Genomic DNA, 12,797 nt, shown 5'->3' with positions numbered 1-12,797 from the left:
TGTAAAGAGGATGCCATGAAACTTAAGTCAAAAGTGATCACAAATTCCGAAGACTTCAACGCAAATCGGCAGTCCCAGCTTGCCGCCCTTTCTGCGGTGCAAGAAGCGGTGCAAATGGCAGAGCTGGGCGGCGGTGAGGCGGCGCGGGAACGGCATCTGTCGCGCGGCAAGCTGTTGCCGCGGGATCGGGTATCAAACCTGTTGGATCCGGGCAGTCCGTTTTTAGAAATCGGAGTGACCGCCGCGCATGGGATGTACGAGGGCGCAGCGCCATCTGCCGGTGTGATTGCAGGGGTCGGTCAGGTGAATGGCATCGACTGCATGGTGGTGTGCAATGATGCAACGGTCAAAGGCGGCACATATTTCCCTATGAGCGTGAAAAAACACCTCAGAGCTCAAGAAATTGCCGAAGAATGTCATCTGCCCTGTATCTATCTGGTTGATAGCGGTGGGGCGAATTTGCCCAATCAGGATGAGGTCTTTCCCGACCGAGATCATTTCGGCCGAATTTTTTACAATCAGGCCCGCATGTCGGCCAAAGGCATTGCCCAAATCGCCGTGGTGATGGGGTCTTGCACGGCGGGCGGCGCCTATGTGCCGGCAATGTCTGATGTGACCATTATCGTCAAAGACCAAGGCACGATCTTTTTGGCCGGACCGCCTTTAGTAAAGGCGGCAACTGGCGAAGTTGTCAGCGCCGAAGCGCTCGGCGGCGGCGATGTGCATACCCGGATGTCGGGTGTGGCCGATTACCTTGCCGAAGATGATGCGCATGCTTTGGCCTTGGCGCGCCGCGCGGTTGGCAATTTAAACCGCCAAAAGCCGACAGGGGTCGTTTTGCAGTCCCCCGAAGATCCCGCCTATGATCCCGAGGAAATCCTTGGCATAGTGCCGCCCGACTTGCGCAAACCCTATGATATCCGCGAGCTTTTGATGCGCGTGATTGATGGATCGCGCTTTGATGAGTTTAAACCGCGTTTTGGGGAAACTTTGGTGACAGGTTTTGCCCATCTTATGGGATGCCCTGTGGGGATCATTGCCAATAATGGTGTTTTATTTAGCGAGTCTGCGCAGAAAGGCGCGCATTTTGTTGAACTGTGCAGCCAGCGCAAAATACCTTTGGTGTTTTTGCAAAATATCACTGGGTTTATGGTGGGGCAAAAATACGAAAACCAGGGTATAGCGCGCCATGGTGCCAAAATGGTGACTGCGGTGGCGACCACTGCCGTTCCGAAAGTCACCATGGTGGTCGGCGGCAGCTTTGGGGCCGGAAATTATGGCATGTCCGGGCGTGCTTATCAGCCGCGCTTCATGTGGAGCTGGCCAGCGAGCCGCATCTCTGTCATGGGCGGCGCGCAAGCCGCAGGCGTTTTGGCAACGGTCAAGCGCGATGCCATTGAGCGTAAGGGGGGCTCTTGGAGCAACGAAGAAGAAGAGGCTTTCAAAGCCCCGACCATTGACATGTTTGAACGCCAATCCCATCCGCTCTATGCCAGCGCACGGCTTTGGGATGACGGCATTATTGATCCCCGGAAATCCCGCGAGGTGCTTTTCCTGTCGCTGCGTGCGGCTCTTAATGCCCCAATAGAAGACACACAATTTGGCGTTTTCCGGATGTAAGTGACGCCCGATCTAACAAAAGGCTTCTAATAGTGAGACCTAAGATGTTTGAAAAAATTCTGATTGCCAACCGCGGTGAAATTGCGGCTCGGGTGGCGCGAACAGCGCAAAAAATGGGCATTGCCACGGTGGCGGTCTATTCTGATGTGGACCGGGACAGCTTGCATGTCGCCAGCGCGGACGAAGCTGTGCATATTGGCGCCGCATCGCCTGCGCAAAGCTACCTAAACAGCGCACGCATCATTAAGGCTGCGCTTGATAGCGGCGCTCAAGCGATACACCCCGGGTATGGATTTTTATCCGAAAACCCTGAGTTCGTTGAAGCGGTGGAAGCCGCTGGATTGACGTTTATCGGGCCATCGGCTTCGTCCATCCGTGCCATGGGACTTAAAGATGCAGCCAAAGCGTTGATGCAAAAGGCCGGCGTGCCGGTGGTGCCTGGCTATCACGGGGCTGATCAAAGCGATGCGTATCTAGCCGAACAAGCAGAGCAGATCGGCTATCCTGTTCTGATCAAAGCGGTCGCTGGCGGCGGCGGCAAAGGCATGCGTTTGGTGGAAAGTGCAGAGGAGTTCACCAACGCTCTGCAATCGGCCCGCGCGGAGGCCCAGACCGCCTTTGGCAATGACGCGGTTCTTATCGAAAAATATATCAGCTGTCCGCGCCATATCGAGGTGCAGGTTTTTGGCGATGGCCACGACGTGATCCATCTTTTTGAGCGCGATTGCTCATTGCAGCGGCGCCATCAGAAAGTCATCGAAGAAGCGCCCGCGCCCGGAATGTGCGAAGATATGCGCAGCGCCATGGGCGACGCAGCTGTTCGCGCAGCGCAGGCCATCCATTATAAAGGCGCAGGCACCATCGAATTTATCACCGATGCAAGTGACGGTCTGCGACCCGATCGTTTCTGGTTTATGGAAATGAACACACGCCTGCAGGTCGAGCACCCGGTTACCGAGGCGGTGACTGGCATTGATCTGGTAGAATGGCAATTGCGTGTGGCAGCAGGCGAGCCGCTGCCAAAGGCGCAAAATGATCTGCACCTAAACGGCCATGCGATTGAGGCAAGGCTCTATGCCGAAGATGCCGAAAAAGGCTTTCTGCCGGCCGCTGGCCGCCTTGAGCATATTGCTTTTGCCGAAGGGTGCAGAGCCGACAGCGCGGTTCGCTCTGGTGATGACATATCGCCGTTCTACGATCCAATGATTGCCAAGCTTATTGTGCATGCGCAAAGCCGCGATAAGGCGATGGACAAGCTGACCCATGCTTTACAATGCACCCATGTGGCGGGCGCTGTGACGAACCTTGGCTTTTTAACGGCTCTCAGCCAAAATTCAGCCTTTCGAAGCGGCGATGTGGATACCGATCTAATCGCACGCGATTTTGAGGCATTGGTTGCGCCAAAATCTGCTCCGCAGAATGCGATCATTGCTGCAGCGCTGGCCGTTATTGATTTACAATTTCAACCCAATCCACTGGCAGGATTTACACTTTGGTCACCCCTTCAAAGCCGATTGGGGCTCAGCCACAAAGACAACCTTTATGAAGTCACGGCGACAGTTCTTGGGGACCGCTGTCTCCTAGACTATGATTGCAACAAGGTTGAGGCTCATTATGATGGCCAAAAATGGCAACTTACAGATCAACATTTGCCGCCGCTTTATCAAAACGGTCCTGAGATCACGGTCTTTGTAAATGGCGGATTGCTCTTTGACGTGCTCGACCCGCTCAACCGGACATCCAATACTCTCGATCAGGCCGTTCAGATCAATGCGCCGATGCCGGGCTTGGTGCGGGACATACTGGTTCAACCTGGACAGCAGGTAGCCCAGGGCACGCGTTTGCTGGTACTTGAAGCGATGAAAATGGAGCATGTTTTGGTGGCGCCGCGCGATTGCCATATTAAAGATGTTCTGGTCAAAAGTGGCGCTCAAGTTGCGGCAGATGATCCGTTGATTGGGCTCGCAGATGATGCCGATGGTGAGTGATAAAACCGTTTAATCGTCCGCTTAAGGGGCTTGCGAGTCGCCGCTGTTAAAATTCGCCGGCGTTAAATATCATGAAGAAGAGCCGTTTAAACTATTTAAGCGCTTTGTAATTAGAACAGACCTGATAAAAGTCCACTTAAAACCCACGCTTGAACAATAAAGTTTTAAGGTTTTTACAAAATTTGACTTTACATCAGGAATGTTGCGAACCCTTGTTGACCCCGCATCAAGGCAAGAGTAAACCACCCATCAAGCCAAATCGAAGAGTAGTCATTTTGAGCTGCTTGCAGAAAGGAGCCACTTGTGGGTGAGATGCTAAGGGAATACCTCCCGATTTTAGTGTTTCTGGCCATTGCCATTGGGCTGGGCCTTGTGTTGATATTGGCCGCCGCAGTGATCGCGGTGCGCAATCCTGATCCCGAAAAAGTATCGGCCTACGAATGTGGGTTCAACGCGTTTGATGATGCTAGGATGAAATTTGATGTCCGGTTCTACCTAGTATCGATCCTGTTCATCATTTTTGATCTGGAAATCGCCTTTTTGTTTCCATGGGCGGTTGCGTTTAAGGACGTGAGCACCCTTGGATTCTGGTCGATGATGGTCTTTCTGGCAGTCCTGACCATCGGGTTTGCCTATGAATGGAAAAAGGGGGCGCTAGAATGGGAGTGATGGCCGGAGCCAACACGGCGGCAGCAGATAAAGATGTCGCTACTGCAGATCTGAACCGAGAGTTGCAAGACAAAGGGTTTTTGCTAACCTCGACCGAAGATATTATCAATTGGGCGCGGACGGGAAGTTTGCACTGGATGACGTTTGGACTGGCATGCTGCGCGGTTGAAATGATCCACACCTCAATGCCGCGCTATGACCTTGAACGGTTTGGCGCCGCGCCGCGGGCCTCGCCTCGGCAATCTGACCTGATGATTGTCGCCGGCACCTTGACCAATAAAATGGCGCCGGCGCTGCGCAAGGTCTATGACCAAATGCCCGAGCCACGCTATGTGATCTCGATGGGATCCTGTGCCAATGGCGGCGGGTACTATCATTATAGTTACTCAGTGGTGCGTGGCTGTGACCGGATTGTTCCTGTGGATGTTTATGTCCCGGGTTGCCCGCCAACTGCCGAAGCGCTGCTTTATGGCATTATGGCACTTCAGCGCAAAATTCGCCGTACGGGGACAATTACACGATGAGCGATGCACTAAAGGAACTTGGAGCCCATATAGAAGCCAAGCGCGCGGATTGTGTGTTGGCTTGGGATCTGAGCTTTAACGAGCTTAACATTGATGTCGCACCGGCGAATATTATCGGTTTCATTGAGTTTCTAAAGACGGATCCCACCTGCCGGTTTTCAACCTTGGTGGATATTACGGCCGTGGACTATCCTAATCGCCCGAAGCGTTTCGATGTGGTCTACCATCTGCTGAGCATGTATCAAAACCAGCGTGTTCGCTTGCGGATATCAATTCGCGATGATGAGATGGTGCCATCGCTGACCGATATTCATCCCTCTGCCAATTGGTTCGAGCGTGAAGTTTTTGATATGTTTGGCATATTGTTTACGGGTCATCCAGATTTACGGCGTATTCTGACCGATTATGGGTTCCGCGGCTATCCGCTGCGAAAGGATTTTCCGACCACAGGGTATACAGAGGTGCGCTATGATGAAGTCCAGAAGCGGGTGGTTTATGAGCCAGTGAATTTGGTGCAAGAGTACCGCCAGTTTGACTTTATGTCCCCATGGGAAGGTGCAGATTACATTCTGCCTGGCGACGAAAAGGAGGCCGGTAAATGATGGATGGCTCCAAAGGGTTTGAAGATGCCCTGACTGGCGAACAGAAAATTCGCAATTTCAACATCAATTTCGGCCCGCAACACCCGGCTGCGCACGGTGTTTTGCGCTTGGTGCTTGAGCTTGACGGTGAAATTGTCGAGCGCTGTGATCCGCATATCGGCTTGCTGCATCGCGGTACGGAAAAATTGATGGAAAGCCGTACCTATCTGCAAAACCTGCCATATTTTGACCGGCTGGATTATGTGGCGCCAATGAACCAAGAACACGCTTGGTGTTTGGCTATTGAAAAATTGACAAATACGGAAGTGCCGCGTCGTGCGTCTCTGATCCGCGTGCTGTATTCTGAGATTGGGCGTATCCTCAACCATTTGCTGAATGTCACAACACAGGCCTTGGATGTTGGGGCATTGACCCCACCGCTTTGGGGATTTGAAGAGCGTGAAAAGCTAATGGTATTCTATGAACGTGCCTGCGGCGCGCGGCTGCACGCCGCCTATTTCCGCCCCGGAGGTGTGCATCAGGATTTGCCAGATCAGTTGATCGAAGACATTGACACATGGGCGCAAGAGTTTCCCAAAGTGATGGCTGATATTGACGGTTTGCTAACCGAAAACCGGATTTTCAAACAGCGCAATGTCGACATTGGAGTGGTTAGCGAGGAAGATATACTGAACTACGGATTTTCCGGCGTCATGGTGCGCGGCTCTGGCCTGTCTTGGGATTTGCGCCGTGCGCAACCTTATGAATGTTATGACGAGTTTGATTTTCAAATCCCGGTGGGTAAGAATGGCGATTGCTTTGACCGTTACCTCGTGCGGATGGAGGAAATGCGCCAGTCTTTAAGCATCATCCGTCAGGCTGTTGCAAAGCTGCGCGTCGAAAAAGGTGAAGTGCTTGCCCGCGGCAAGCTGGCCCCGCCCACACGCTCGGATATGAAAACCTCAATGGAGGCGCTGATCCACCATTTCAAACTTTATACCGAAGGCTTTCACGTGCCAGAGGGTGAAGTTTATGCAGCGGTGGAAGCGCCGAAAGGCGAGTTTGGCGTTTATCTTGTGGCCGATGGCAGCAATAAGCCCTACCGCGCGAAACTGCGTGCGCCTGGCTATCTTCATTTGCAAGCAATGGACTATATCGCCACGGGGCACCAATTGGCCGATGTGGCCGCCATTATCGGCACAATGGACGTCGTCTTTGGGGAGATAGACCGCTAATGCTTCGCCGCCTTTATCCCGATCAACCCGAAAGTTTTGCCTTTACCCCTGCCAATCTTGCCTGGGCTGAAGCGCAGATCACCAAATATCCAGAAGGCCGTCAGGCCTCAGCGATTATTCCGCTGCTTTGGCGGGCGCAAGAGCAAGAAGGCTGGCTCACCCGTCCTGCGATTGAAACTATCGCTGAAATGTTGGGGATGGCCTACATCAGAGCGTTAGAAGTTGCTTCATTTTACTTCATGTTCCAATTGCGGCCGGTTGGCAGCATAGCGCATATTCAGGTGTGCGGAACCACGTCTTGCATGATTTGCGGTGCAGAAGACTTGATTTCTGTATGCCGTGAGAAAATTGCACCCAAGCCACATGAGCTGTCTGCAGACGGAAAATTTAGCTGGGAAGAAGTTGAATGCCTTGGCGCGTGTTCAAATGCGCCAATGGCCCAAATTGGCAAAGACTATTTTGAAGACCTTACTGCCGAGCGATTTGGCGAAATGATCGACCAATTGGAGCGCGGCGAAGTGCCCAATGCTGGCCCGCAAAATGGCCGGTACGCTTGTGAACCGGGCACAGGCCTTACCAGCCTAACATCCCACAACAAAGGCCGCGTTGAAACCAACGCGAGTGTTGAATTAGCGCGGTCAATTGGCGATACGGTCAAGCGGATTGATGGCAGCGAAGTGCCGCTCATCACCCCGTGGCAAGGCAAACCTTCTAAGGCTAAGCGCAAGCAGGCCGCACCCAAGGCTGACGGCGTTAAAAAACCGCGCACGCTAAAGACGGCACGCAAATCCGGTGCAGATGATTTAAAGAAAATCACTGGCATTGGTCCAAAACTGGAAATTTTGTTGAATGAAACAGGATTTTACCACTTTGACCAGATCGCCAAGTGGAACGATCAGGAATGTGCGTGGGTTGATCAAAACCTCAAAGGCTATAGCGGCCGCGCAAGCCGCGATAAATGGATTGATCAAGCCAAAGCCTTGATTGGCGAGGGATGAAGAAAAAAGCGAATACCGATGGAAAGCGGTGTTTAAGGAGTAAAGAATGGAGCAGAGCACAGACCAAAAGATAGCCCAACGCGGGCGTCTTCTGGCAATTGTGATTGCCGGAACAATGCTGTTCTGGCTTGCTGCTCAATGGATAGGGCCAAGGATTGGTCTGGCGGGTGAATATGCCGTATTGATAGATCTTGTGGTTATGGCAACGTTTGTCATGGCGCTCTATAACGGCTTACGGCTCTGGCGCATACGCCAGAAGGACAAAGGATGAGTGCGAATGCTTAAAGATGAAGATCGGATATTTACCAATCTTTACGGCATGCATGACCGCAGCCTGAAAGGCGCGCAGCAGCGTGGCCATTGGGATGGTACGGCAGCCATACTCAAAAAGGGCCGAGACTGGATTATTGACCAGATGAAGGCATCGGGCCTTCGGGGTCGTGGCGGCGCTGGGTTTCCCACCGGTTTGAAATGGTCTTTCATGCCCAAGGAAAGTGACGGCCGTCCGGCATATCTTGTTGTTAATGCAGATGAATCCGAGCCAGGCACCTGTAAAGACCGCGAAATTATGCGCCACGATCCGCATACATTAATCGAAGGCTGTCTGATTGCCAGTTTCGCGATGAATGCTCATGCTTGCTATATTTACATTCGCGGCGAATACATCCGCGAACGCGAAGCCCTGCAGGCTGCTATTGACGAAGCCTATGATGCTGGCTTGCTTGGTAAAAATGCGGCCAAGTCTGGCTGGGACTTCGATCTTTACTTACACCATGGCGCGGGCGCCTATATTTGCGGTGAAGAAACGGCCTTACTTGAAAGCCTTGAAGGGCGCAAAGGTATGCCGCGCATGAAACCTCCGTTTCCTGCTGGCGCTGGACTTTATGGCTGTCCGACAACAGTAAATAATGTTGAGTCCATTGCCGTGGTGCCAACCATCCTTCGCCGTGGTCCAGAATGGTTTTCTAGCTTTGGGCGGCAAAATAATGCCGGAACAAAAATCTTTGCTATATCGGGTCACGTGAATGCGCCCTGCGTTGTCGAAGAGGCGATGTCCATTACCTTTGAAGAACTAATCGACCGTCACTGCGGCGGTATCCGCGGTGGCTGGGATAACCTCAAAGCGGTGATTCCGGGCGGTTCTTCGGTGCCGTGTATTCGCGGCGAGCACATGCGCGAAGCGATCATGGATTTTGATTATCTGCGCGAGCAGCGCTCGGGTCTTGGCACCGCAGCCGTTATTGTGATGGATCAGTCAACCGATATTATCAAGGCCATCTGGCGGCTTGCCAAGTTCTACAAACACGAAAGCTGCGGCCAGTGCACGCCGTGCCGCGAGGGCACGGGCTGGATGATGCGGGTGATGGACCGTCTGGTGACCGGCGAGGCCGAGGTCGAAGAAATTGATATGCTGCTTGATGTCACGAAACAGGTCGAAGGCCACACAATCTGTGCGCTGGGCGATGCAGCTGCTTGGCCGATCCAAGGTCTGATTAGAAATTTCCGCGATGAAATAGAAGATCGGATCAAACACAAACGCACCGGCCGCGTCAGTGCAGTTGCGGCTGAGTAAACCCATGACAAAGCCCCAAATCATATCTGCCGAGACTGTCTTGGCTGCCTGCTTGCAAAAAAGCAGTGCATCCATGGATATAACAAAAAGGCGCCCCTTGGGTGCTGACGCCAAAGCAAAGTGAGAACGATGACAGATCTGAAAAAAATCATCATCGACGATAAAGAAATCGAAGTTGACGGGGCCATGACCCTTATTCAGGCCTGTGAGTTGGCCAATGTGGAAGTGCCACGGTTCTGTTACCATGAGCGCCTGTCAATTGCCGGTAACTGCCGGATGTGTCTGGTTGAAGTGGTCGGCGGCCCGCCAAAACCTGCGGCCTCCTGCGCCATGCAGGTGCGCGATTTGCGCCCGGGACCCGAAGGCCAGCCGCCAGTGGTTAAAACCAACTCTCCGATGGTCAAAAAGGCCCGCGAAGGGGTGATGGAATTTTTACTTATCAACCATCCGCTGGATTGCCCTATTTGCGATCAGGGCGGCGAATGTGACCTGCAGGATCAGGCCATGGCCTATGGCGTTGATTTTTCACGCTACCGCGAAGTGAAGCGCGCCAGTACCGACCTTGATCTAGGACCGCTGGTGGAAACCCATATGACCCGCTGCATTAGCTGCACGCGCTGTGTGCGGTTCACAACCGAAGTTGCCGGGATCACGCAAATGGGCCAAACTGGCCGCGGCGAAGATGCTGAGATCACCAGCTATCTAGGGGAAACCTTGGACAGCAACTTGCAGGGTAACATCATTGACCTGTGCCCAGTTGGCGCGCTGACCTCAAAACCCTATGCCTTTACCGCGCGGCCTTGGGAACTGACTAAAACAGAAACGATAGATGTGATGGACGCTCTGGGCTCAAACATCCGAGTGGATGCCAAAGGCCGAGAAGTGATGCGGATTATGCCGCGCAACCATGATGGCGTAAACGAAGAGTGGATTTCGGATAAAACCCGATTTGTATGGGATGGCCTGCGCCGGCAACGGCTTGATCGTCCCTATATTCGCGAAAATGGCAAATTGCGACCCGCAAACTGGGATGAAGCGCTTCGTGCTGCGGCTGCTGCGATGAAAGACAGAAAAGTTGCTGGTCTTGTTGGCGATCTGGTGCCGGTTGAGGCCGCCTTTGCGATGAAGCAGCTGATCACCGGTTTGGGCGGCGAAGTAGAATGCCGCACGGATGGAGCAAAGCTTCCAGCTGGTAATCGGTCTGCCTATGTTGGCACCGCAACCATAGAAGATATCGACACCGCCGATATGATCCAATTGGTTGGCTGTAACCCGCGTGTGGATGCGCCTGTGCTAAATGCGCGTATTCGCAAAGCCTGGATTAATGGGGCGATGGTTGGGTTGGTTGGTGAGCCTGTCGATCTTACCTATGACTATGCACATGTTGGAACCGGGCGTGCGGCACTGGAAAGCCTGTCTTCAAAATCAATTGGGGCCGCCAAGGGTAAAAATACACTAGTAATTATCGGCGCATCTGCCTTAACCGGTGCGGATGGCAAGGCCGTGCTTGGCCACGCAATGAAGCTGGCGGAAAATTCTAACAGCAAATTCATGGTGCTGCAAACCGCTGCTGCGCGGGTTGGTGCGATGGATATCGGTGCTGTGTCAGAAGGTGGCATTACCAAAACCCTGAAGACTGCAGAGGTTATATTCAATCTCGGGGCAGATGAAATTGAGATCAAAGATGGACCTTTTGTGATTTACCAAGGTAGCCACGGTGACCGCGGCGCGCATCGGGCAGACATTATCTTGCCTGCGGCAGCCTATACAGAAGAAGCCGGTCTTTTCGTCAATACAGAAGGCCGCCCACAACTCGCCCTTCGGGCCGGTTTTGCACCAGGCGAGGCGAAGGAAAACTGGGCAATCCTACGTGCCTTATCGGCTGAGTTGGGCGCAACATTGGGATATGACAGCCTTGCGCAGCTGCGGCAGGCACTCATTGCTGAGGTGCCGCATTTGGCAGAGGTGGATCAGGTTGCCGATAACCCATGGAAAGCCGTGACAGCTGGCAAGCTGGGCACAGCGGAGTTTTCAAATGTGACCGGCAGCTTTTACCTTAGCAATCCGATTGCGCGCGCCTCTAGCATCATGGCAGAGCTGGCGGCAAACGAAAAAGCCCGTCAGACAACAAAGGTTGCGGCTGAGTGATGCAGCAGCTTGCAGCGATATCCCCGGCCTTTGTGGCCTTGGCATTGACGGCACTTCTCGCCGCTTGCCAAGCGTCTACTTTGGCCAGCTCTGATACGCCCACAGGCGCGCCAGTATACAAAGGGATTGTGACGCGTCTTTTGCAAACAGACCTTGTCCAGTTCAAGGTGCAACTGGCAAATAGCGCAGACCCTAAAGCGGTGCAGGACTATGCAAAATGCGCCGCGGCGCAATATACGCTCATTCGAGGCTTTGGGTTTGCCCGCCATGTTAGGACAACCGTTGATCGCAGCGCAGATACATGGACGGCGGACGCAGTCTATACAATCTCGGACGATATGCCGAGAGGATTTAAAACCATCGACGCAAAGGCCGCAGCGGCCGACTGCGTGGAAAACAATATACCTATGGTGTGAGGACCGATGGCAGAGTTTTTAACAACACCGGCCGGAATTGGCTTAATCATCGTGGCGCAAGGCCTTTTGATGGCGATATTCTTGCTGCTTTCAGCCTATTTCCTGATCTACGCAGATCGAAAGGTCTGGGCAGCCGTGCAAATGCGGCGTGGACCAAATGTCGTCGGGGCATGGGGTATTTTGCAAAGCGGCGCAGATATGCTCAAACTTGTTTTCAAGGAAATTATTGTTCCTGCCGGGTCTGACAAAGCGGTATTTTTCCTTGCGCCATTAGCCTCTTTCTTTTTGGCAATCGCTGCTTGGGCGGTGGTCCCCTTGAACGAAGGCTGGGCGCTGTCGAATATCAATGTGGCTATTTTATACGTTTTTGCGGTCTCTTCACTGGAAGTTTACGGCGTTATCATGGGGGGATGGGCCTCGAACTCAAAGTATCCTTTCTTGGGGTCTTTGCGCTCGGCGGCACAGATGATCTCATACGAAGTATCGATTGGCTTGATTATCATTGGTGTGATCCTATCGACCGGATCAATGAACTTTGGTGATATTGTGCGCGCCCAGGATGGCGATTACGGGATCTTTAGCTGGTATTGGTTGCCGCATTTCCCAATGGTATTTTTGTTCTTCATTTCGGCATTGGCTGAAACCAACCGGCCTCCGTTTGACTTGCCAGAAGCCGAGTCTGAGCTGGTTGCCGGATTTCAGGTTGAATACAGCTCAACCCCGTTTTTGCTCTTTATGGCAGGCGAATTGATTGCCGTGTGGCTGATGTGTGCCTTGACGGCATTGCTCTTTTTCGGCGGTTGGCTTTCCCCAATCCCGGGTCTGCCGGATGGTCCGGTGTGGATGATTGGCAAGATGGCATTTTTCTTCTTTATCTTTGCCATGGTCAAAGCAATCACCCCGCGCTATCGGTACGACCAACTGATGCGCCTTGGGTGGAAGGTGTTCTTGCCAATGTCTCTCGCATGGGTTGTGATCGTTGCCTTTTTAGCAAAATTCGAAGCCTTTGGCGGTGCCTATGCCCGTTGGGCGATAGGAGGATAAT

The 12,797-nt window shown here is 53.0% G+C and carries 12 protein-coding genes; all 12 read left to right on the top strand.

What is annotated here, in order from left to right:
• Window positions 1-15: 15 nt before the first annotated feature.
• Window positions 16-1,620: a methylcrotonoyl-CoA carboxylase gene (locus GN278_12135; protein ID XAT61432.1), complete on the top strand. Its 1,605-nt coding sequence runs from the start codon at window positions 16-18 to the stop codon at window positions 1,618-1,620.
• Window positions 1,621-1,664: 44 nt separating this feature from the next.
• Window positions 1,665-3,608, top strand: coding sequence for an acetyl-CoA carboxylase biotin carboxylase subunit (locus tag GN278_12130; GenBank protein XAT61431.1), 1,944 nt, complete (start codon window positions 1,665-1,667; stop codon window positions 3,606-3,608).
• 303 nt (window positions 3,609-3,911) lie between these two features.
• A complete protein-coding gene (locus GN278_12125; GenBank protein ID XAT61430.1) occupies window positions 3,912-4,277 on the top strand; it encodes an NADH-quinone oxidoreductase subunit A in 366 nt (121 codons plus the stop codon).
• Complete coding sequence (locus tag GN278_12120) at window positions 4,268-4,801, top strand: NADH-quinone oxidoreductase subunit B (protein XAT61429.1); 534 nt, start codon at window positions 4,268-4,270, stop codon at window positions 4,799-4,801. Before GN278_12125 ends, GN278_12120 begins: the two co-directional genes overlap by 10 nt.
• A complete protein-coding gene (locus GN278_12115) occupies window positions 4,798-5,403 on the top strand; it encodes an NADH-quinone oxidoreductase subunit C (protein XAT61428.1) in 606 nt (201 codons plus the stop codon). The genes GN278_12120 and GN278_12115 overlap by 4 nt, the downstream gene beginning before the upstream one ends.
• The gene (locus GN278_12110) at window positions 5,403-6,617 is read left to right on the top strand and encodes an NADH-quinone oxidoreductase subunit D (protein ID XAT62651.1); all 1,215 of its coding nucleotides are present in this window, start codon (window positions 5,403-5,405) and stop codon (window positions 6,615-6,617) included. The genes GN278_12115 and GN278_12110 overlap by 1 nt, the downstream gene beginning before the upstream one ends.
• The gene (gene nuoE / locus GN278_12105) at window positions 6,617-7,615 is read left to right on the top strand and encodes an NADH-quinone oxidoreductase subunit NuoE (GenBank protein ID XAT61427.1); all 999 of its coding nucleotides are present in this window, start codon (window positions 6,617-6,619) and stop codon (window positions 7,613-7,615) included. Before GN278_12110 ends, nuoE begins: the two co-directional genes overlap by 1 nt.
• A 46-nt stretch (window positions 7,616-7,661) precedes the next feature.
• Window positions 7,662-7,886, top strand: a complete 225-nt coding sequence (locus GN278_12100; GenBank protein ID XAT61426.1) for a hypothetical protein — start codon at window positions 7,662-7,664, stop codon at window positions 7,884-7,886.
• A 6-nt stretch (window positions 7,887-7,892) separates the two neighbouring features.
• A complete protein-coding gene (nuoF, locus tag GN278_12095; GenBank protein ID XAT61425.1) occupies window positions 7,893-9,188 on the top strand; it encodes an NADH-quinone oxidoreductase subunit NuoF in 1,296 nt (431 codons plus the stop codon).
• Window positions 9,189-9,317: 129 nt separating this feature from the next.
• Complete coding sequence (locus GN278_12090) at window positions 9,318-11,336, top strand: NADH-quinone oxidoreductase subunit G (GenBank protein ID XAT61424.1); 2,019 nt, start codon at window positions 9,318-9,320, stop codon at window positions 11,334-11,336.
• Window positions 11,336-11,752 carry a hypothetical protein gene (locus GN278_12085; protein ID XAT62650.1) on the top strand — a complete coding sequence of 139 codons (417 nt, stop codon included), beginning with the start codon at window positions 11,336-11,338 and terminating at the stop codon, window positions 11,750-11,752. Before GN278_12090 ends, GN278_12085 begins: the two co-directional genes overlap by 1 nt.
• Window positions 11,753-11,758: 6 nt before the next feature.
• The gene (gene nuoH, locus GN278_12080; protein XAT61423.1) at window positions 11,759-12,796 is read left to right on the top strand and encodes an NADH-quinone oxidoreductase subunit NuoH; all 1,038 of its coding nucleotides are present in this window, start codon (window positions 11,759-11,761) and stop codon (window positions 12,794-12,796) included.
• The last annotated feature ends 1 nt before the right edge of the window (window position 12,797 follow it).

The sequence above is a fragment of the Rhodobacteraceae bacterium Araon29 genome, from assembly GCA_039640505.1.
Classification (GTDB): domain Bacteria; phylum Pseudomonadota; class Alphaproteobacteria; order Rhodobacterales; family Rhodobacteraceae; genus CABZJG01.
Note: the sequence above shows the minus strand (reverse complement) of the source record. Positions and strands in the feature narration are given on the sequence as shown.